Below are 21,013 nucleotides of genomic sequence, written 5' to 3' on the forward strand. Positions count from 1 at the left end.
CTTACCAGCTTCTGACCAGTTGGCTGTGTTAACGGTTGATAACGGGTCTTGACTGGCCAACTGGTTAAGACCACTCTACTCGGAGCAGGCAGATTTCTTACCAATATCTGACCACCGGGAGTACCAATGAGGTCCCGCTTCCTTACCGCTTCGGCGGTGCTGGCGCTCGCCGCCGGCCTGACCGCGTGCGGATCCACGTCAGAACCCACCACTCCTAACGCCGACGCGGGCCCGGTCAAACTGACCGTCTGGGTCATGCGGGACAGCTTCACCGACGGGGTCGTCAACCGCTTCAAGACCGACTTCGAGGCGACTCACCAGGGCACCACCCTGGACATCCAGATCCAGGAGTGGGACGGCATCGGGCAGAAGGTGACCAGCGCGCTGGCCAGCAACGACGCGCCCGACGTGATCGAGGTCGGGAACACCCAGGTGGCCGAGTACGCGGCCAGCGGCGGCGTCAGGGACCTCACCGACAAGGTCGCCGAACTGGGCGGCACGGACTGGATCCCCGGCCTGGCCGAACCCGGCAAGATCGACGGCCGGCAGTACGGGATCCCGTGGTACGCGGCCAACCGGGTCGTGATCTACAACAAGGAGCTGTTCGAGAAGGCCGGGGTCGCCGCGGCGCCGAAGACCCGGGACGAGTGGATCGACATCACCACCAAGCTCAACAAGGGCGGCACCCAGGGCATCTACCTGCCCGGCCAGAACTGGTACACCCTGGCCGGCTTCATCTGGGACGAGGGCGGCGACCTGGCGGTGAAGGAGGGCGACCAGTGGAAGGGCACCCTGGACACGCCGCAGGCCATCGCCGGCATCGGCTTCTACCAGAAGCTCCAGGCGCTCGGCGAGGGCCCGCGTGACTCCGACGAGGCCAAGCCGCCGCAGGCCGACGTCTTCGCCAAGGGCGACGTGGCGCAGCTGATCTCCTCCCCCGGCGGCGCCACCGCCATCGAGAAGGCCAACCCGGCGCTGGCCGGGAAGCTCGGCTTCTTCCCGATCCCCGGCAAGACGGCCGACAAGCCGGGCGCGGTCTTCACCGGCGGCTCGGACCTGATCATCCCGGAGGCGTCCAAGAACCCCGACGCCGCCTACGAGGTCGTGAAGGCGCTGGCCGGCGAGAAGTTCCAGCTCGACATGGCCAAGGAGATGTCGTACGTGCCGAACAAGGCGTCCTTCGCGAACGTGCTGGCCGGCAGCGAGGGCGCGGCGGCCATGGCGATCGGCGCCACCAACGGCCACGCCACCCCGAACTCCGCCAACTGGGCGGCGGTCGAGGCCAAGAACGTCATCAAGGAATACATGACGAAGATCCTCACCGGTGGCGACCCCGCGACCGAGGGCGCCGCGGCGTCCCAGGTCATCACGGACATCCTCAACACCAAGTCCTGACGAGGAGAACTCCGGCCCGTCCATCCCCCCGGGTGGGCCGGTCCCTCCTGTCCGAACCCCACGACCTCCGAGGAACGCCGTGTCCGCACCGCCCGTGGTCGCCTCCCGTCAGGACAGTCCCGCGCCGCCCGTCGTGCACCGGCGGCCGCGACGGTCCCGGCTGGCCGGAGTCTGGCCGTACCTGCTCGTCGCCCCGACCGTGCTCGGGGCCGCGTACCTCCTGCTCTACCCGCTGCTGCGCAGTGTGGTGATCTCCTTCCAGCACTTCCGGACCGGCGAGCTGATCCGTGGCGGGGCGGCCTTCGTCGGTCTGGAGAACTACCAGGAGGTCCTCGGCAGCGACGAGTTCTGGTCGGTGGTCGGGCGGACCGTCCTGTGGACGGCCGTGAACGTCGTCCTGATCATGGTGATCTCCACCCTCGTCGCGTTGATGATCGCCCGGCTGCGTAAACGCCTGCAGCTGGCCGTGATGAGTGCGCTGGTGCTCACCTGGGCGACGCCGGTCCTGGCGGCGACCACCATCTTCCAGTGGTTGTTCCAGTCGAGGCTGGGCGTGGTCAACTGGCTGCTGGCCACGCTCGGCTTCGAGTCCTTCCGGGGCTACACCTGGTTCGCGGACGGCACGTCCACGTTCGTCATCCTGGTGGCCCTCGTCGTCTGGCAGTCGGTGCCGTTCGCGGCGCTGACCCTCTACGCCGGCCTCACCACGATCCCGGCGGAACTGTACGAGTCGGCCAGGATCGACGGCGCGACCGGCTGGCAGATCTTCAGGAACGTCACCTTCCCGATCCTGCGGCCGCTGTTCGGGCTGATCACCTCCCTCGAGGTGATCTGGGTGTTCAAGTGCTTCGCCCAGATCTGGGCGATCAGCCGCGGCGGCCCCGACGGCGCGACCACCACCCTCCCCGTGTACGCCTTCCAGGTCGCCCAATCCCTCCACAAATACGACTTGGGCGCGGCCATCTCCACGCTCACCGTCCTGATCCTGGTCGCCTGCCTGGTCACGCACCTGCGGCGGATGCTCCGGCACGAAGGAGAGCAGCTGTGAGCCTGCGACGCCTCCCCCTCACCCTGGCCGCCCTGTCGGTCCTGGTCGTCTCGGTCTTCCCCGTCTACTGGATGGTGGTGACGGCGTTCAAGCCGACCAGGGACATCCAGGCCGACACCCCGACGTTCTGGCCGTCCCACCCGACGCTCGACCATTTCGCCACCGCCGTGAACGCGGACGGGTTCGGCCTGTTCTGGCGCAACAGCCTGCTGGTCACCGTCAGCGCGGTGCTGGCGGCGCTGGTCGTGGCGCTGCTCGCCGCGTTCGCGGTGGCGCGGATGCGGTGGCGGGGGCGGCGCGGGTTCATCCTGATGGTCTTCATCGCCCAGATGGCGCCCTGGGAGGCGCTGCTGATCTCGATGTTCATCATCGCCCGCGACACCGGCATGCTCGACAAGCTGTCCATGCTCAGCCTGATCTACTTCATGGCGACGCTGCCGTTCACCATCGTCACGCTGCGGGGCTTCCTCGCGGCGATCCCGCCGGAGCTGGAGGAAGCCGCCCAGATGGACGGCGCCAGCCGGGTGGTCGCCTTCCGGCGGGTCGTCTTCCCGCTGCTCGCGCCCGGCCTGATGTCCACCTCCCTGTTCGGCTTCATCACGGCGTGGAACGAGTTCGCCTTCGCCAACGCGCTGATCATCAAGAACCAGGACGACCGCACGCTCCCCGTCTGGCTGTCCTCCTTCAGCAACATCTTCGGCACGGACTGGGGCGCCACGATGGCCGCCGCCACCCTCTTCATGCTGCCTGTCCTGCTCATCTTCCTCGTCCTGCAGCGCCGCGTGACCTCCGGGTTCACGGCCGGCGCGATCAAGGGCTGACCTGAAAGGGATCTCCACGTGATAATTCCGCGGCCGAGGAAACTCGCCGTTCTCGGGGGCACTGTCGCGTACGACCCTGAGCGCGTCCGGCTCGCACCGCCAGACCCGGACCTCGGACCCGAGGGCTACCGTCTGGACGTCTCCCCCACCGCCGTCGACCTCACCCCCGGCGGCGACGCCGGCCTCTTCTACGCCCGCCAGACCCTCGCCCTGTACGGCGAAGCGCTCCCCCTCGGCACCATCGAGGACCGGCCGAAGTTCCCCTGGCGCGGCCTCATGCTCGACGTCTCCCGGCACTTCATGCCCGTGGACTTCGTCCGGCGGCTGATCGACCTGCTGGCCCTGCACAAGCTCAACGTGCTCCAGCTGCACCTGACCGACGACCAGGGCTGGCGGCTGGAGATCAAACGGCATCCCCGGCTCACCGAGGTGTCCGGCGAGCATTACACGCACGACGACGTCCGGGAGCTCGTCGCGTACGCGGCGGAGAGGTTCGTGCGGATCGTCCCGGAGATCGGGCTGCCGGGGCATGTGCAGGCGGCGCTGGCCGCGTACCCGCATCTGGGCAACGATCCGGGCCGGCAGCTCGCGGTCTGGGACACGTGGGGCATCAGCCCGCACACCCTCAACCTCGAAGAGTCCACGATCACCTTCTTCGAGGAGGTCCTGGACGAAGTAATCGAGATATTTCCGGATGAGTACGTGCATGTGGGCGGGGACGAATGCCGTCCCGGCGAGTGGGAGCGCACGCCGCGCGCCCAGGAGCGCATCCGCGAACTCGGGCTCCCCGGCGCGCACGCGGCCCGGACCTGGATCACCACGCGGATGGCCGAGCATCTGCGCAGGCGCGGACGCCGCCTCGTCTACTGGCACGAGAAGGCGGACGGCCCCCGGGGCGCGACCACGATGACCTGGCTCGACGAGCAGAGCGGCCCGCTCGCCGCGCTGGAGGGCCGCGACGTCGTGCTGGCCCCGCACACCCGGACCTACCTCGACTACCCGGTCGAACCGGAGCCCGGCCCGTTCGCCCCCGACCGCGTCCTCAGCCTGTCCCACACCTACCGCTTCGACCCGCCCCCCGCCCCGCCCGGCGCGGAGGGCCGGATCCTCGGCGTGCAGGCCCAGCTTTGGACCGAGTACATGCCCACCCCGGCGGACGTCGAGCGGCAGGCCTTCCCGCGCCTGTGCGCCTTCGCGGAGGTGGCCTGGGGCTCGTCCGGGGACTACGCCGGTTTCCTCCGGCGACTCGACCCGCACCTGGCCCGGCTGGCGGCCCAGGGCGTGCACGTCGGGCCGCTCATTCCTTAGACCTCGGGGGACTCTCAGATCGAAAGGAAAGAATGTTGTCCAGAAAGAAGTGGTTAGCCGGCGGACTGGTGTCCGCCCTCGTCCTCATCGGCCTGGTCGCACTGCCGGCCAGCGCCGCGACATCGGTCCGCCTGCAGTACAAGACGAGCGCCTCCGGCGCGACCGCCGACCAGGTGGAACCGTGGTTCAACCTGATCAACAACGGCACCACGGCGATCCCGCTGAGCGGCGTCAAGCTCCGCTACTACTTCAAGGCGGACTCGGCCTCCCAGCAGTACCGCTTCGCCTGCTCCTGGGCGGTCGTGTCGTGCTCCACGATCACCGGCACCTTCGGCACGATCTCCCCCGGCACGGCCACCGCCGACCGGTACCTGGAGATCGGCTTCACCTCCGGCACCCTGGCCACCGGCGCGCAGACCAGTGACATGCAGCTGCGCTTCTACCGGGCCGACTGGCAGCGCGTCACCCAGAGCGACGACTACTCCTTCGGCACCAACACCTCCTACCTCGACTGGACCAAGGTGACCGTCTACCAGAACGGCACCCTGCTCTGGGGCACCGCGCCGAGCGGCGGCAACCCGTCGCCGTCCCCGTCGCCGACGGGCGGCTCGCCGTCGCCCTCCCCCAGCGGTCCCCCGCCGGGCGGCTCCGGCGTCGTCTTCGACGACTTCAACTACGCCGACGCCAACGACAGCACGATCACCGCGCACCACTGGACCATCCGCACCAACCAGGGCGGCCCCGGCATCCCCGGCGCGACCTGGCCGCAGGGCAACATCTCCTTCCCGGTCGTCTCGGGCACGAACAAGGCGCTCCAGCTCAAGTCGGTCACCGACGGCACCTCGGCGGGCACCCAGCAGTCCGAAGTGCTGCACCAGCGCAAGTTCCTGGAGGGCACGTACGCGGCCCGAGTCAAGTTCTCGGACGCGCCCGTCAGCGGCCCCGACGGCGACCACATCGTGCAGACCTTCTTCACGATCACCCCGCTCAACCAGGACCTCGACCCCAACTACAGCGAGCAGGACTTCGAGTACCTGCCCAACGGCGGCTGGGGCGAGCCGGCCAACATCATGTACGCCACGTCCTGGGAGACCTACCGCAACGAGCCCTGGCTGGCCGTCAACACCCACACCGCCAACCGGATCAGCTACGACGGCTGGCACGACCTGGTCCTCCAGGTCTCCGGCGGTCAGATCAAGTACTACATCGACGGCGCGCTCTTCGCGACGCACGGTGACATCTACTACCCCGAGACCGTGCAGTCGGTGAACTTCAACCTGTGGTTCATCAGCGGCGGCCTGCTCGGCAGCTCGACCCCCCGCACGTACGTGCAGCAGGTCGACTGGTTCTACCACTCCAAGAACGAAGTCGTCGCGCCCGCCGAGGTGCTCAACCGGGTGAACTCCTACCGGTCCTCCTCGACGCGCTGGGTGGACACCGTGCCCAGCGCCTGATCATCCGGTACGGCTCGCGCGTATTCGGGGCGCGCGAGCCGTCCCCTCAGCCCGGCACGTTCTTGAGCGCCTCCCGCCGTGACAGCCCGCTGATGCCGTGGCTGTCGACGTAGCGCACGACCTCCCGCGGGTCGGTCTTGGCGTATTCGCGCAGCGCCCAGCCGATCGCCTTCCTGGCGAAGAACTCGGTGTCGGACAGGCTGGGCTCGATGCAGGCGTAGAGCAGCCCGAGGTCGGTCTGCTCCCGGAACCTGTTCTGGCACAGGATCGCGGTGCGCCGCTTCCACAGATCCGGGTCGCTCGCCCACTCCAGCACGGTGGCCTTCATCGTCTCCGGGAACAGCCGCAGCAGCGTGCCGACGCGGTGCACGGCCAGCTCGTCCACCAGGTCCCACCAGGCCCCGGTGACGATCATCTCCTCGTACATGGGCAGCGTGTAGAGGGTCTGCCAGTCGCGGTACAGGCGGGAGCCGGTCAGCTCGATCGCCGCGTACCGCTCCTCGCGGTACTCGGCCTCCCGCCACAGGGTCAGCACGGCCTTGCGCCACTCTGGCGCCGACCCCAGCCGGTGCGCCGCGAACACCTTCTTCAGCACGGTCCTGCGGGTGCCGGACTGCACCCCCAGGAACGGCAGCTCCGACTTCATGTACGCGCGCATCGCGGGCGCCTTGACCGGGTCCGCCACCTCGGCCAGCGCGTCCCGTACGGCCTCGACGAGGCTCTTGCCCCGGTCACTCATGCGCTGGCCGCTCATGCTCTCTGGCTGGTACGGTCCCCGGTGGCGAGGCCGTCGAACAGGACGGTGACGTAGTGCTCGGCCAGCCCGGCCGGGTTGAGCCGCCCGCCGGTGCGGAACCAGCGCACCGCCACCCAGATGGTGTCGCGGATCATGCGGTAGGTCAGCTTCGGGTCGACGTCGCCGCGGAACTGGCCGACGGCCTGGCCGCGCTTGATCTGCTCCACCCACATGCGCTCGACCTCGTCCTCGGCCTTCACCAGGTAGTCGAACCGGCCGCCGGGCAGGGTGCGCAGGTAGTTCCAGTCGTTCTGCATGACGGTGATCGCGGCCCGGTGCGGTTCGAGGGTGGCGAACCCGATCCGCACCATCTCCGACAGCACCGCGCGCGGGTCCGCGTCGGAGTGGAGCGCGGCCCGGTAGCGCGAGACCAGGTCCTCCAGGAACGTGCGCAGCACCTCGTCGACGATCGACTCCTTGGAGTCGAAGTGGTGGTAGAGGCTGCCGGACAGGATGCCCGCCTCCTCAGCGATCTCGCGCACGGTGGTGGCCTGGAAGCCCTTGCGGGCGAACAGCTCCGCCGCGAGCCGCACCAGATGATCCCGTCGCTCCGAGGCCGACCCCGCCGCCCCGGCCCCCCGCCGCCCACCACCCTGCCGCCTCACCGGGGCGGTCATGCCGGCGTTCTTTCGCTGATTCACGCCCTCCATTATGAGCCTCCGAACAACGGCTTGTTCACGCAACCCAACGACGAGTCGCCTGCTCATGCCATGTTCCATGCCTGACCAAGCGCTTGCTAACAAACGGAACAAGGTTCTGCGCGACCGGTCCCGGAACCGGTCGCGCGACCTCCGTACGTCAGGCCGGGCGGAAGGAGTCGCGGGCCTCGGGGGCGGCGTGTTTGATCATCAGGTGGCGGACGACGGAGTACTCCTGGACGGCCTCCTGGCTCATGTCCTTGCCGAAGCCGCTGCCCTTGACGCCGCCGTGGGGGGCCTCGGAGGCGATGGGCAGGTGGTCGTTGATCCAGGTGACGCCGACGTCCAGCTGGTGGGCGACGCGGAGGGCGCGGGCCACGTCGGTGGACCAGACGGAGGAGGCCAGGCCGTAGGGGGTGTCGTTGGCCAGGCGTACGGCCTCGTCCTCGGTGTCGAAGGGGAGGGCGACCAGGACCGGGCCGAAGATCTCGCCCTGGACGATCTCGCTGGACTGGTCGGCATCGGCGATCAGGGTGGGCGGGTAGAAGAAGCCGGGACCGTCGATGGGCTTGCCGCCGAGCAGGACGCGGCCGGAGGCGCGGCTGACGAAACCGTGCACGCGGTCCCGGTGGGCGGCCGAGATGAGCGGGCCGATGTCGGTCTCCTCGGACCAGGGGTCGCCGGGGCGCACCTGCCGCATGGCGGCGTGGAGGGCTTCGACGGCCTCGTCGTACCGGGATCTGGCGATGTAGACGCGGGTGGCGGCGGTGCAGTCCTGGCCGGTGTTGTAGGTGGCGCCCATGGTCACGCCGAAGGCCATGTCCGCCAGGGAGGCGTCCTCGAAGACGATGGCCGGGGCCTTGCCGCCGAGTTCGAGGTGTACGCGCTTGAGGCCGTCCACGGCGCCGCTCATCACGGCCTTGCCGGTGGCGGTGGAGCCGGTCACGCCGACCATGTCCACGCCGGGGTCGGTGACCAGGGCCTGGCCGACCTCGGCGCCGCCGGTGACGACCTGGAGGAGGTTCCCGGGGGCGCCCGCCTCGGCCAGCAGGGCGGCCAGCCGCAGGGTGGTGCGCGGGGTCGCGGGCGCCGGCTTGATCACCACGGCGTTGCCGGCGGCGAGGGCGGGGCCGACCTTCCAGACCCCCATGATGAACGGGAAGTTCCACGGCGCGATCGAGCCGACCACGCCGATCGGGCGGCGGATGAGGGCGGAGGTGTAGCCGGCGCTGAGCACGCCCGCGCCGGTGCCGTCCAGGGAGCGGGCCGCGCCGGCGAAAAAGCGCAGGTTGTCGACGGCGAAGGGGAGTTCGCCGTCGCGGAAGACGGCGGCGGGTTTGCCGGTCTCCTCGACCTCCAGCCGGGTGAGCTCCTCGGCGTCGGCCTCCACCAGGTCGGCCAGGCGCAGCAGGAGCCTGGCCCGTTCGGCGGGGGTGGTGTGCCGCCACTCCTCGAAGGCGGCGCGGGCGGCGCGGACCGCCGCCGAGACTTCCGCGGGAGTGCTGTCAGGGACCTCGTCGACGGGTTCTCCGGTGGCGGGGTTGATGAGGATGGTCATCCGGGTGGTTCCTTACCTGGTTCAAGGTTCTGACGTTCAACTGTCGAAACCGATGCCGAATCGGTCCAAAACGCGCAGCCAGGGCCCTCGGCGGCCCTCGTTCTGGTCGGCGCGGGCCAGCGCGCGGCGGGTGAACTCGACCACCGGCCAGCGCAGCGGCTCCGGCGGGAACGGCACGGGATGCCGCCGGACCATGCGCAGACCCGTCCTGGGAGTGTCCCTGCGGGCGAGCAGGTCCAGCCCGACCAGCGCCCCGAAGCGGGACGCCCCGACGCCGAGGCCGGTGTAGCCCAGCGCGTACGCCACCCGCCCGCCGAGCGCGGTGCCGAAGAACGGGGTGAAACGGCTGGTGGAGTCGATCATGCCGCCCCAGCGGTGGGTGAAGCGCAGGCCCCGCAGCTGGGGGAAGGTGTCGAAGAAGTGGCGGGCCAGGAGCTGGTGCGACTCCGGGCGCTGCTCGGTTCCGGCGCCGCGGAAGTTGTAGACGGCGTCGTAGCCGCCCCAGAGGATGCGCTGGTCGCGGGTGAGGCGGTAGTAGTGGAACTGGTTGCCGCCGTCGGTGACGCCCTGCGCCTCCGGCCAGTTCAGGGAGGCCCGCTGCCCGGCGTCCAGCGGTTCGGTGACGAGCACGTAGTCCCAGACCGGCAGGACGAAGTTGCGCAGCCGGCGCAGCGGGGCCGGGAACGCGTTGGTGGCCAGCAGGACCTGGCGGGCCGTCACGACGCCGCCCGGGGTGCTCACCCGTACGGCCGCGCCGGCCTGGGTCAGCCCGGTCACCGGGGTGTTCTCGTAGACGCGTACGCCCAGGTCGCCGGCGACCCGGCGCATGCCGTACGCGAGTCCGGCCGGATCGACCAGGCCGCCGTTGCCCCGGATGCGCAGCCCCGCCAGATACGTCGGCGAGGCCACGTCGGCGCGCATCTCCTCGGGGCCGAGGAAAGTGACGTCCTCGCCGTACTCGCGGTGGAGCTTCTCGGCCCGGCGGAGGTCCTCCACCTGGTGCGGCGCGACGGCCACGCTGGTCTTGCCGACCAGGCGCAGGTCGGCGTCGATGCCGTGCTCGGCCACGAACGCGGCGATCTCCGCCAGGTTCTCCCTGCCGAGCGCCAGCAGCAGTTCCAGCTCCCCCGGCCAGCGGTGCGCGCCGTGGGTCAGGCCGTGGGTCAGCGAGTCGGAGATGAAGCCGCCGTTGCGGCCGCTGGCCCCGAACCCGGCCGTGTGCGCGTCCACCAGCACCACGTCGCAGGCCGGGTTCTCGCGCTTGGCGAGCACCGCGGCCCACAGTCCCGTAAAACCCGCGCCCACGATGAGCAAATCCGCAGTAGTACGGCCGTGCAAAGGTGGGTATGCCGCAGGAGTTTGGCCATCCGTCCAGAAGACCCGGGGAGCCGCATCCTTGATCACCGCGTCTCCTTTCCACCCATGTTTGTTGAATCGTGATTCAAATACCCATCGAGTTCCTACGTCAAGACCTGCGAGACTAGTTGTGAGATCGTTCAGACCGGGGCGGGTGTCATGACTCAGCGCAAGAGCAAGGCCGATCGGCGGATCGAGCTGATCGACGCGGCGCGGCGCGCGATGATCCAGCACGGTGCGGAGGGTGTGCATCTGAACCAGATCGCGGAGGAGGCGGGGCTGACCTCGGGCGCGGTCCTCTACCACTATCCCGACCTTCGTGACCTGCTGATCGAGGCGCACCACGCGGGCATGGAGCGCTTCTACGAGCAGCGCATGAAGAAGATCAACGGTATCGCGGACCCGGCCCAGAAGCTCATCGTGACGATCCGCTCCGGCCTCCCCCAGGGCCCCGACGACGCGGGCGTGCGCCTGCTCTGCGAGCTCGGCGGCGCGGCCGGCCGCAACCGCGTCTACGGCACACTCCTCACCACCCTGTACGACCGCCAGGTGGCCATGTACCAGACCATCCTGGAGGTCGGGGCCGCCCAGAACGCCTTCACCCTCGCCCAGGACTCCGAGACCATCGGCCGCAACCTGGTCGCCCTCGAAGACGCGTACGGCTACCGCATCATCGCCCGGCACCACACCATCGGCGCCGACGAGGCCGTGGAGCTGATCCTCGGCTACGCCCGCATGGCCACCGGCCACCCGCTCAAGGCGGCCGTCCCGCACCGCACCACGGCGACCCGCAGGCCGTCCGTGCCGCGCGTCCAGAGCGCCTGAAACCCCGGGGGCGCCCCGAGAAGAGGCGACCCCGGGGGATTTCTCAGGCGGGCACGAGCACGGCGTCGTCGGGGTTCCAGAACAGCCCGACGGGCGCGCCCGGGGCGATCCTGGCGGGCCCCTGGGTGGCCGCCAGCACCTTGCGGTCGTGCCCCGGCACGTCCACCGCGATGTGCGAGACGCCGCCGAAGAAGCTCACGTCCACCACGGTCCCGTCGGCCGCTCCCCGGCCGGGCTCGCCGAGCCTGACCCGCTCGGGGCGGACGGCCAGCACCGCGAGCCCGTTCGGCAGGTCGGGCTTGCACGGCAGCGGGCCGAGGCCGGGCACCTCGAAGCCGGTCGCGGTGACCGTGCCGGTGAAGAGGTTGTTGGCCCCGATGAAGTCGGCCACGAAGCGGGTGCGCGGACGGTCGTACAGGGCGATGGGGGCGTCGATCTGCTCGATCCTGCCGTTGTCCATGACCGCGATCCGGTCGGCCAGCGACATGGCCTCCTCCTGGTCGTGCGTGACGACCACGAAGGTGATGCCGACCTCGTGCTGGAGCCGCTTGAGCTCCAACTGCATCTCGGCCCGGACCTTCTTGTCCAGCGCGGACAGCGGCTCGTCCAGCAGCAGCATGCGGGGGCGTTTGACGATGGCCCTGGCCAGCGCGACGCGCTGCTGCTGGCCGCCGGACAGCTGGCCGGGCCGCCGGCCGGCCATCGTGTCCAGGCCGACCTTCTCCAGCACCTCGCCGACCCTGGTCCTGATCTCGTCCTTGGGCAGGCCCTCGCGCTCCAGGCCGTACGCGACGTTCCTGGCCACCGTCATGTGCGGGAACAGGGCGTAGGACTGGAACATCAGGTTGACCGGCCGCCGGTGCGGGGGCTGGCGCAGCAGGTCGGCGCCGTCGAGGCGGACGGCGCCGCGGTCCGGCCACTCGAAGCCGGCCAGGATGCGCAGCAGCGTGGTCTTGCCGCAGCCGGACGGCCCGAGCAGGGCGAAGAACTCACCCTGCCGGATGTCGAGGCTGACCTGGTCCAGGGCCACCACGTCCCCGAACTTCCGGGAAACTCCCTCGATGGAAAGCAGCGTCATCTGAAAGACTCCGTCAGTCGGGTCATCCGCTGGACGGCGATCACGGCGGTGAAGCTGACCACCAGCAGGATCGTCGCCAGGGCGTTGATGTCGGGGGTCACGCCGAACCGGATCATCGAGTAGATCACCATCGGCAGGGTGGGCTGGGTCGGCTCGGCGGTGAAGAAGGCCAGCACGAACTCGTCGAGGGAGAACGTGAAGGCCAGCAGGGCTCCGGCGGCCACGCCCGGCATCAGGCCGGGCAGCGTGATCCGCAGGAAGGTGGCGACCGCGCCCGCGCCCAGGTCGCGGGAGGCCTCTTCGAGGGACATGTCCATGGAGGCCAGGCGCACCCGGACGACGACGGCCACCAGCGGGATGCCGAACGTCAGGTGGGCCAGCAGCACCGAGTGCAGGCCCAGGGTGAACTGCACGGTGGAGTAGAAGATGATCAGCCCGACCGCCAGCATGAGCTCCGGCAGGATGGCGGGGAGCGTGCCCAGCGCCTCCAGGATCTTGGAGCGGGTGTAGCGGGCCAGGCCGACCGCGAGCATGGTGCCGACCACGGTGGCGATCACCGTGGTGGACACGGCCACGATCAGCGTGTTGACCAGGCCCTGCAGCACGTTGTCGTTCTGGGCGAGCGTGCCGTACCACTTCAGGCTGAAGCCCTCGAAGCTGAACGGCGCGTCGCTGGAGTTGAACGACATCACCACCATGACCGCGATGGGCACGTAGAAGAACAGGTACGTGAGCCAGAGCGGCGCGTAGATCGCCCGGTTCCGCCTACGCATTGCGCACCCTCCTGGAGGCCACCGCCTGGGCGATGAGCAGGATGAACGTGATCACGATCATGACCAGGGAGAGCGTCGCGCCGAACGGCCAGTCGCGGGCCTTCAGGAACTGGTCCCTGATCATGTTGCCGAGCATGATCGCCTTGCCGCCGCCCAGCAGTTCGGGCACCACGTAGTTGCCGAAGCTCGGCACGAACACCAGCACCGCGCCGATCAGCGCGCTGGGCAGGGTGAGCGGCAGCGTCACGCTGAAGAACGTGCGGGCCGGGCTCGCGCCCAGGTTGGCGGAGGCCTCCCGCAGCCGGGGGTCGAGCTTCTCCACGGCCGAGTAGATCGGCAGGATCATGAGCGAAAGGTAGCCGTACAGCAGGCCGAGCACGATCGTGCCCTCGTTGTAGAGGAGGTCGAGCGGCTCGTCGATCAGGCCGATGCCGGTGAGCGCGCCGTTGACCAGTCCTGGGCCGGACAGCAGCACGATCCAGGCGTAGATGCGGATCAGGAAGTTGGTCCAGAACGGCAGCATGATCGCGAGCAGGGCGATGGTCTTCCAGCGCGGCGGCAGCTGCGCGATCGCGTACGCGGCCGGGTAGCCGATGAGCAGCGCGAGCAGGGTGACCGTGCCGGCGATGACGAAGGAGTCCCCGATGACGCCCAGGTAGAGGGGGTCACTGAGGCGTTCGAAGTTCTCCAGGGTGAACTCGTAGACGACCCCCCCGAAGCGTCCGCGCGGGAAGAACATGTACGTGAGCATCAAGATCATGGGCACGATGGCCAGCACGATCAGCGCGATCAGCCCAGGCGTGAGAAAGAACGCCGCGGCCGCGGCCCTGCCCCAGCCACGCGGCCTCCGGGACGTCTCAGAAGCCTTCGTGAGGTTTCCGGACAAGCGGCGCTCCCTTCCTGATGATTCGCGAGTGTTGCAGGAGAACTCAACTTAGACAAGACTTTGCCGGGCACGGTGAGCTTTACATTTGTGTTTCTTGTTGAAGCGACGTTCAGGAGTAGACGTGGACACTCCGCAGTGGCGGCTGTCGGCGACGGCCACCCTGATCCCGGGGCTCCCGATCGAACCGGGGCTCTCGGAATCGCTCCTGCGCGCCCTTGCCGACGCGCCGGAGCCCTTTAAGGTACAGAGGATGCGTCCCCTTCCACCGGTTCCGGCCGGAGAACGGGTGATTGAAGCCGATCAGACCAACCACTCGGTGATCGTAGGCGAAACCGTAGTGGTTAAGTGGTTTGAGAGGCCTTCTGGGGATTCGCCGGCTCCTGAGGTGTTCGCGCACCTGGCGGAGGTGGGGTTCGAGCGGATCGCCCGGCCGTACGCGGCGGTGTTCCGCGGGGAGGACCTGCTGGCGCTGGTGACCGCCTACCTGCCCGAGGCCGTGGACGGCTGGCAGTGGTGCGTCGACGAGGCCGTCTCCGGCGGTACGGCTTTCGCCGCCGAACTCGGGCGCATGACGGCGGAACTGCACCTGGCCATGGCGACGCCCTCGCGCGTGCTGCCGGAACCCGTACGGACGGCGGCGCCGGCGTGGAGCGGCCGGGCGGCCGAGGCGCTGGCGGAGGCGCTGCGCCTCACGGAGGACGCCGAGGATTCCGCCTGGCTGGCGGCGCACGAGGCGGATCTGCGGCGGGAACTCGCGCCGCTCGAGGTGGCCGGGGACACGCCGGTGCTGCGCATTCACGGGGACCTCCACGCGGGGCAGGTGCTCCGGTGGCGGGACGGCTTCGCGATCATCGACTTCGACGGGAATCCGACGGTTCCGGGGGCGGCGCCGTACCAGCCGGCGGCTCGGGATCTCGCGCAGCTGACCACGAGTCTGGAGCATGTGGCGCAGGTGGCCGTGAAGCGGCGCGGGGCCGATCCGCAGGCGATGGCGGCCTGGGCGTGGACGACGCGAGAAGCCCTCGAAGCCGCTTATGTCGGGACATTGGCGGAGGCGGGGCGTTCGGAGCTGCTGGACCGGTCGCTGCTGCGGCCGTTCGAGGTCGAGCAGCTGTGCCGTGAGCTGATCTACGCGGGCCGGCATCTGCCGCGCTGGCGGTACGCGCCCATGGGCGTGCTGCGGACCTGGTTCTGAGTCGAAAGGGTGTGGGGATGGACGCGGCGTTGTACCTGGCGGATCTGGAGGCGAAGCCGGAGGCGCTCGCCGGGCTGGCCGACGCGCTGCACGGCCTGTACGCCGAGGTGCCCGCCACCGCCCGGCGGGTGCTCTTCCTGGGCATGGGCAGCTCGCGGTACGCGGCCGGAGTGGCGGCGCTGCGGCTGCGGTCGGCCGGCATCGACGCCGTGGCCGAGTACGCGTCGGCGGCGGCGAGCTATCCCGCCGATCCGGAGACCCTGGTCGTGGCGATCTCGGCCTCCGGGGGCAGCCGGGAGACGCTGGACGCGGTCGAGCGGTACCGGGGCCGGTCGCGGGTGGTCGCCCTGACCAACAAGGACGGCTCCGCCGTGACCGAGGGCGCGGACGCCGTGCTGCCGATGCTGGCCGGGCCCGAGGACGGCGGCGTCGCCTGCCGGACATTCCAGCACACGCTGGCCCTGCTCCTGGGGCTCGCCGACCACCTGACCGGCACAGATACCGATATTTCGGGACTTGTGCGGCGGGCGGCGGAGGCGAGCGCCGATCTGCTCGACCGGCGCGGCGCGTGGCTGGAGGAGGCGGTCGCGCTGCTGGACGGGCCACACGGCGTCTACACGGTCGCCCCCGCCGAACGCCTCTCCTCCGCGCAGCAGTCCGCGCTCATGTTCCGCGAGGGCCCGCGCCGCCAGGCCGACGCCTGCGAGACCGGCGACTGGGCGCACGTGGACGTCTACCTCACCAAGACCTACGACTACCGCGCCCTGTTCTTCCCCGGCTCCCGCTACGACGAGCAGGCCATGGACTGGATCCGCCAGCGCGGGTCCACGGTCCTGACCGTGGGCGGCGACCTCCCCGGTCAGGCCGCGTCGATCCGCTACCGCCACGACGACGACGCCGACGTGGCCCTGCTCACCGAAACCCTGGTCGCGGAACTGATCGCCGCGACCTACTGGCGGCAGACCATTGGATAGCATTACTGTCTAATCATGCGGATCTCCCAGCTCAGCGCCGAATCCGGGGTGCCGATCCCGACGATCAAGTACTACCTGCGCGAAGGTCTGCTCCCCCAGGGCGAGCAGACCTCGGCCACCCGCGCCGAGTACGGCCGGGCCCACCTCCGCCGCCTCCGCCTGATCCGCGCCCTGCTGGAGGTCGGACGGCTCCCCGTCGCCGCCATCCGCAAGGTGATCGACGCGGTGGACGACGAGACCATGGGCGTGCACCAGATGCTCGGCACCGCCCACTACGCGCTCAGCCCCGACATCGAACCCCACGAGGAGACCCAGGACTGGCAGGAGGCCCGCGAGATGGTCGACCAGCTCCTCGCCGACTACGGCTGGCAGGTCGAACCCCGGGCCCCCGCCCGCGAGGAACTCGCCCAGGCCATCGTCACCCTGCGCACCCTCGGCGCGTCCCCGACCCTCGCCGACCTCGCGCCGTACGCGTCGGCCGCGCAGACCCTCGTCCAGACGCACGAGATCCACCAGATCCCCTTCGACGCGCCGCGCGAGACCACGGTCGAAGCCCACATCATCGGCACCGTCATGTACGGCCGCGTCCTGGACACCATCCGGCGCCTCGCCCAGGAGTCCGAATCCGCCAGAATCCTTAGCACGTGAACCGTATGTTCTTGAGGAACGCTGAGGAGCTGTCGTGGCGGAGCAGTTCAGCTATGCCGAAGCGGTGCGGGTGCTCGGCGGTGAGACTCGGACGCTCCGGGCTTTGGACAAAGTGCTCGGCGGCGTCCTGCTGGGGGCCGCCGTCGTCCCCGGTGTACGCGAGGTGGCGCTCAGCCTCTTCGACGCCAAGGCGGAGGCGATGCGGCTCGGGCACGAACTCATCGGCTCCCTCCGCGAGAAGGTCACCGGCGTCAGCCGCCAGACCAGAACAGAGCGCCTGCACGCGGCGCACGCGATCATCATCACCACCGCCTTCTTCGAGGCATTCGACGATCTCGAATTGCCGTTCAGCCTCTCGGACCTGCGACTGACGTACGCCGACAAGCGAATAATCGTCCCCGAGGGTGCCGACAAGCGGACGATCGTACCCGCGAACATCACGCTGCACTTCTGGCTGGAATCGAGCGACGCGTTGCCGATGTCCGAGGACGCCTCCGGAGTGCTGTTCCGCCGCCAGCGCATGACTTACTCGCGCGCCTCCTTGTCACTACTCGGCTTCATGGAAGACCTGGCCGTCTGGGACGAACTCAACGCCGCCCAGCAAGCCACCGCGAAGTCGGAAATCACCAAGTTGCCGCACTTCGCCGCCCACCGGTACCAGGAGATGTTCCGGCGGCTGGCCACCGATTTCCCGGAGTTCTCCTTCTGGGCGGACCAGCGCGAGCATCACGAGACCCAGGAGCAGATCCGCCATGGCCTGGGCGGCCTGAACGCCATGCTCACCGCCGTCGCCTCCGGCCGGATCCCCCCGCCCAAGCTGCGAAGCATCCTCGCGCTGAACCAGGCGGCACCTGCTCGCCCGATCAGCCCGACCGACGACCGGCCCGGCGGTCTGACCCTGCCGACGCTGGCCGACGGATACGTGAACCCGCGGTTCCGGCTCATCGACAAACCGTCGGATCTCAGCCTGGAACAGTCCTGGGCCGACCAGCCCGTCCGGGACGATCTCCAGCGTCTGCTGGCCGGCTTCGTGACGTCGGTGTCCGCGGTGCGGGCGCCTTTGCTGATCCTCGGTCAGCCCGGCGTGGGGAAGTCGGTCCTGACCCAGATGCTGGCCGCTCGATTACCCGCCGCCGACTTCCTGCCCGTACGCGTTCCGCTCCGCCAGGTCCCCGCCGACGCCGGCATCCAGGAGCAGATCGAGGCGGCCGTCCGCGTCACCACCGGCGAGGCCCTGAGCTGGCCCGATCTGGCCCGATCCGCCGACGGCGCGCTTCCGGTGGTGCTGCTGGACGGCCTCGACGAACTCCTTCAGGCCACCGGCGTCAACCGGGCCGACTATCTGATCCAGGCCCAGGAGTTCCAGCGGCGCGAAGCCGAACTCGGCCGCCCGGTCGCCGTGATCGTCACCACCCGGACGGCGGTGGCCGACCGCTGCCGCCTGCCCGCCGAATCCGTCGCCATCCGCCTGGAGCCGTTCTCCGACGCCCAGGTCAAATCGTGGATCGACACCTGGAACCGCACCAACGCCGGCCTGTTCGCGAGCGCCGGCCATCGGCCGCTCTCCCCCGACGACGTGCTCGCCCATCCCGAACTCGCCGAGCAACCCCTGCTCCTGCTCATGCTCGCCCTGTACGACGCCGACGCCGAGACCGGCCGGAGGCTGCCCGACTCCACCGACCTCAGCCTCGGCGACCTGTACGAACGGCTGCTCCGCCGTTTCGCCGACCGCGAGATCGAGAAACACGAGCCCGGGATCTCGCCCGAGCGGCGCGCGGCGGCGGTCGAGGGGGAGCTGCTGCGGCTCTCCGTCGCCGCGTTCGCCATGTTCAACCGGGGCCAGCAGTGGGTCACCCAGGCGGAACTCGACCGCGACCTGAGTGCGCTGATCCCGGAACCGCCCGCGGCCGGGGTTGGGTTCCAGCGTCCGCTGACCGCCGCCCAGAACGTCATCGGCCGGTTCTTCTTCATCCACCAGGCGCGGGCGCTACGCGAGTCCGAGGAACTGAGCACCTACGAGTTCCTGCACGCCACCTTCGGCGAGTACCTGATCGCGCGGCTGGTCCGGGACCTGGTCCGCCAGGCGGCCGAGCGGGAGGCGCTGACCCGGGCGGGCGCGCTGGGCGGCATGCTCGGCGCACCTCCCGAGCCGGGTCCGTTCGGCGCGCTGCTCTCCTTCGCCGTCCTCTCGGTCCGCACGTCGATCCCTCAGTTCCTCGGCGACATGGGCGTATCCACCGACCAGGTGAGACCGTTCCTCCTGCGCCGGTTCCAGGAGGTCTATTTCGGCGCGGAAGCCACCCGCTCGGCCTATGAGCCCTTACCGCTGCCGGCCGTTCAGCGCATCGCCCGCCAGACGGCCAACCTGGTCCTGCTGGTGACCGTGCTGACCGGTCCGGTCACCGCCGCGGAGCTCTTCGGCGACGGCTCGGCGTCGGTGGGGCACTGGCAGCCGCTCGTCGACCTCTGGCGGTCGGGGACCCACCACGACGAATGGCCCAGCCTGGTGGCCACGCTGGGCATCGTGCGTTCCTGGGCGGACGGCGACCGGACGCTGACCGTGTACTGGAAGGGCTCGCACCAGGTGCTCCCCGTCAGCATCCAGCGCGACCAAGGGTCGGTGGGCAATCGGCAGATCATCTGGGAGGCGGAGGACACGCTCCTGTGGGCGCACAACAGGCCTCCGGACACAGGCGGGCACGGCTGGCAAGTCGGCCCCGCTCACACATCCTTGGACACCGGAGCCGGACGTGCGGTGATCTACGAGGTCTTCACCCCGCTCTACACGTATCTTCGCGAAGCGGTGACCTCCTTCGCCGACACCGGGGACGGTCACTCGATCTCGCTGTTCACCGCTCTCAACGATCTATGGCTTCCGGGCCTGCGCAGTTCTTACTTCAACCGTCCCGCGCTCGTGACTGCCTATTCGCGAGCCTTCGAGATGATCGCCCGATTCTCCGGTTCCTCGACCGCCTTCTATCTACACGAAGTCCTCAGCCGACTCGCCGTGGACCTGCCGAACCTGTCCCCGGCAGAGGCGCGTGAACTCCTGTCCGACATGAAAGGACGCTTCCAGCTCGGCGAGTCCGAAAGTCACCTGATAGCCAGATGCGCGCTCGACCTGGTGGCACGCGACCGAGTCCAGCTGGAGTTCCTCGGCGACGTCCTGTACCAGCTGGACCTGCCCGCGTGGGCGTACCTGGAGGCGGCGGTCACCCTCATGGAGCTGGAGATCGACCCGTCCGAGGTTCCCGCGACCGCCTTCGACGTCGTACGCCGGTTGCGTCCCGACCAGATGGACGAGATCGAACGCGACCATCCGCACCTGTTCCACCGCGCCCGCCGCATCATCCGCGCCGACGGCGGACGCTTCCGGCTCGTCTGGCCGGGCTAGAGCAGGCCGACTCCGCTGTAGCCGTCCACGCCGGGGAGGGCGGGGAGGCGGGGAGAGGCGGGGTCGGGGCGCCAGTCGTCGGTGGAGACGAGGCCGGGTTCCGCGAGGGTGAAACCGTCGAAGAAGCGGAGGATCTGGGTGTGGGAGCGGGGGCGTACGGCGCCGGCGGTGGTGCGGGTGTAGACGGCGGTGCCTTCGGCCAGCTGGGATTCGTCGAGGTCGCCGTAGGAGAGGTGGCTGATGACGATGGCGCTGCCGGGGGCGAGGTGGTCGCGCAGGGTGTTGACGATGGTCTCGGCCAGGTCGTCTTCGGGGATGAAGTGGAGCACGGCCAGGAGAAGGACGCCGACGGGCCGGCTCAGGTCCAGGTGGGCGTGGACGCGCGGGTCCTTGAGGATGGCGAGCGGTTCGCGGAGGTCGCCGTCCAGGACGATGGTCTGCTGGTTGTCCTCCAGGATGGCCCGGCCGTGGGCGAGCACGATGGGGTCGTTGTCGATGTAGACGATGCGCGACTCCGGGTCGGCGCGCAGCGCGACCTCGTGCACGTTCTCCTGGGTGGGCAGCCCGGCCCCGATGTCGAGGAACTGCCGGATCCCCGTGCCCGCCAGGAAGTTGACCGCCCGGCTGAGGAACCGGCGGTTGGCCTGGACGCCTTCGCGCACGTTCGGCGTCAGCTCGATGATCTTCGCGGCGGCGGCCCGGTCGGCGGCGAAGTTGTCCTTGCCACCCAGGAAGTAGTCGTACATCCGGGCGACGCTCGGAATGTTCGGGTCAATCCCTGTCGGTGCCTGCTCCGACTCCATCGATCCCCCAAGATCGGACTTACATTGACGATCTTAACGTACCTAAGAATGTGAGTATTTATC

18 protein-coding genes are annotated in these 21,013 nt (G+C 69.5%); 10 read left to right on the forward strand and 8 right to left on the reverse strand.

Features of this window, described 5'->3' with window-relative positions; translation table 11 throughout:
* The first annotated feature begins 126 nt into the window (after positions 1 to 126).
* The 5 genes from Aph01nite_RS12985 (at position 127) to Aph01nite_RS13005 (ending at position 6,026) form a co-directional block, all read left to right on the forward strand.
* Positions 127 to 1,395 (forward strand): extracellular solute-binding protein, encoded by a 1,269-nt coding sequence (locus Aph01nite_RS12985; RefSeq protein WP_204041090.1) that lies wholly within the window; start codon positions 127 to 129, stop codon positions 1,393 to 1,395.
* Positions 1,396 to 1,474: 79 nt separating this feature from the next.
* Positions 1,475 to 2,443: a carbohydrate ABC transporter permease gene (locus Aph01nite_RS12990; protein WP_204041091.1), complete on the forward strand. Its 969-nt coding sequence runs from the start codon at positions 1,475 to 1,477 to the stop codon at positions 2,441 to 2,443.
* Positions 2,440 to 3,264, forward strand: a complete 825-nt coding sequence (locus tag Aph01nite_RS12995; RefSeq protein ID WP_204041092.1) for a carbohydrate ABC transporter permease — start codon at positions 2,440 to 2,442, stop codon at positions 3,262 to 3,264. Before Aph01nite_RS12990 ends, Aph01nite_RS12995 begins: the two co-directional genes overlap by 4 nt.
* Positions 3,265 to 3,282: 18 nt before the next feature.
* The gene (locus Aph01nite_RS13000; protein WP_204041093.1) at positions 3,283 to 4,572 is read left to right on the forward strand and encodes a beta-N-acetylhexosaminidase; all 1,290 of its coding nucleotides are present in this window, start codon (positions 3,283 to 3,285) and stop codon (positions 4,570 to 4,572) included.
* 35 nt (positions 4,573 to 4,607) lie between these two features.
* A complete protein-coding gene (locus Aph01nite_RS13005) occupies positions 4,608 to 6,026 on the forward strand; it encodes a cellulose binding domain-containing protein (RefSeq protein ID WP_239161634.1) in 1,419 nt (472 codons plus the stop codon).
* A gap of 46 nt (positions 6,027 to 6,072) precedes the next feature.
* Here the strand turns inward: Aph01nite_RS13005 and Aph01nite_RS13010 are convergent, their stop codons facing one another.
* The 4 genes from Aph01nite_RS13010 to Aph01nite_RS13025 form a co-directional block, all read right to left on the reverse strand.
* Entirely contained in the window at positions 6,073 to 6,780 is a 708-nt protein-coding gene (locus Aph01nite_RS13010; RefSeq protein WP_239161635.1) for a DNA alkylation repair protein, read from the reverse strand.
* On the reverse strand, positions 6,777 to 7,472 hold the full coding sequence (locus tag Aph01nite_RS13015) for a TetR/AcrR family transcriptional regulator (protein WP_204041095.1): 696 nt from the start codon (positions 7,470 to 7,472) through the stop codon (positions 6,777 to 6,779). Before Aph01nite_RS13015 ends, Aph01nite_RS13010 begins: the two co-directional genes overlap by 4 nt.
* A gap of 148 nt (positions 7,473 to 7,620) precedes the next feature.
* On the reverse strand, positions 7,621 to 9,018 hold the full coding sequence (locus Aph01nite_RS13020; protein WP_204041096.1) for an aminobutyraldehyde dehydrogenase: 1,398 nt from the start codon (positions 9,016 to 9,018) through the stop codon (positions 7,621 to 7,623).
* 36 nt (positions 9,019 to 9,054) lie between these two features.
* Positions 9,055 to 10,323, reverse strand: a complete 1,269-nt coding sequence (locus Aph01nite_RS13025) for an NAD(P)/FAD-dependent oxidoreductase (protein WP_239161637.1) — start codon at positions 10,321 to 10,323, stop codon at positions 9,055 to 9,057.
* 210 nt (positions 10,324 to 10,533) lie between these two features.
* Here Aph01nite_RS13025 and Aph01nite_RS13030 point away from each other — a divergent pair, with 210 nt between their 5' ends.
* A complete protein-coding gene (locus Aph01nite_RS13030; RefSeq protein WP_204041098.1) occupies positions 10,534 to 11,199 on the forward strand; it encodes a TetR/AcrR family transcriptional regulator in 666 nt (221 codons plus the stop codon).
* A gap of 43 nt (positions 11,200 to 11,242) precedes the next feature.
* On the opposite strand, the gene Aph01nite_RS13035 is transcribed toward Aph01nite_RS13030, so the two are convergent.
* The 3 genes from Aph01nite_RS13035 to Aph01nite_RS13045 are packed head-to-tail and all read right to left on the reverse strand — an operon-like array spanning position 11,243 to position 13,936.
* The gene (locus tag Aph01nite_RS13035) at positions 11,243 to 12,277 is read right to left on the reverse strand and encodes an ABC transporter ATP-binding protein (RefSeq protein ID WP_204041099.1); all 1,035 of its coding nucleotides are present in this window, start codon (positions 12,275 to 12,277) and stop codon (positions 11,243 to 11,245) included.
* Complete coding sequence (locus Aph01nite_RS13040; protein ID WP_204041100.1) at positions 12,274 to 13,050, reverse strand: ABC transporter permease; 777 nt, start codon at positions 13,048 to 13,050, stop codon at positions 12,274 to 12,276. The genes Aph01nite_RS13035 and Aph01nite_RS13040 overlap by 4 nt, the downstream gene beginning before the upstream one ends.
* Positions 13,043 to 13,936: an ABC transporter permease gene (locus Aph01nite_RS13045; RefSeq protein ID WP_239161638.1), complete on the reverse strand. Its 894-nt coding sequence runs from the start codon at positions 13,934 to 13,936 to the stop codon at positions 13,043 to 13,045. Before Aph01nite_RS13045 ends, Aph01nite_RS13040 begins: the two co-directional genes overlap by 8 nt.
* A 385-nt stretch (positions 13,937 to 14,321) precedes the next feature.
* On the opposite strand from Aph01nite_RS13045, the gene Aph01nite_RS13050 reads away from it, so the two are divergent.
* From Aph01nite_RS13050 to Aph01nite_RS13065, 4 genes are read left to right on the forward strand one after another with little or no spacing between them, the layout of a single operon-like run.
* The gene (locus Aph01nite_RS13050) at positions 14,322 to 15,131 is read left to right on the forward strand and encodes a hypothetical protein (RefSeq protein ID WP_204041101.1); all 810 of its coding nucleotides are present in this window, start codon (positions 14,322 to 14,324) and stop codon (positions 15,129 to 15,131) included.
* A gap of 17 nt (positions 15,132 to 15,148) precedes the next feature.
* Positions 15,149 to 16,105: an SIS domain-containing protein gene (locus Aph01nite_RS13055; RefSeq protein ID WP_204041102.1), complete on the forward strand. Its 957-nt coding sequence runs from the start codon at positions 15,149 to 15,151 to the stop codon at positions 16,103 to 16,105.
* A gap of 15 nt (positions 16,106 to 16,120) precedes the next feature.
* A complete protein-coding gene (locus tag Aph01nite_RS13060) occupies positions 16,121 to 16,753 on the forward strand; it encodes a MerR family transcriptional regulator (protein WP_204041103.1) in 633 nt (210 codons plus the stop codon).
* A gap of 34 nt (positions 16,754 to 16,787) precedes the next feature.
* Complete coding sequence (locus tag Aph01nite_RS13065; protein WP_204041104.1) at positions 16,788 to 20,147, forward strand: NACHT N-terminal helical domain 7-containing protein; 3,360 nt, start codon at positions 16,788 to 16,790, stop codon at positions 20,145 to 20,147.
* Here Aph01nite_RS13065 and Aph01nite_RS13070 read toward each other — a convergent pair.
* Positions 20,144 to 20,950: an SAM-dependent methyltransferase gene (locus Aph01nite_RS13070; protein ID WP_204041105.1), complete on the reverse strand. Its 807-nt coding sequence runs from the start codon at positions 20,948 to 20,950 to the stop codon at positions 20,144 to 20,146. The two genes, Aph01nite_RS13065 and Aph01nite_RS13070, sit on opposite strands and share 4 nt — an antisense overlap.
* Positions 20,951 to 21,013 lie beyond the last annotated feature (63 nt).

It is taken from the genome of Acrocarpospora phusangensis (assembly GCF_016862995.1).
In the GTDB taxonomy this organism is placed as follows: Bacteria; Actinomycetota; Actinomycetes; order Streptosporangiales; family Streptosporangiaceae; genus Acrocarpospora; species Acrocarpospora phusangensis.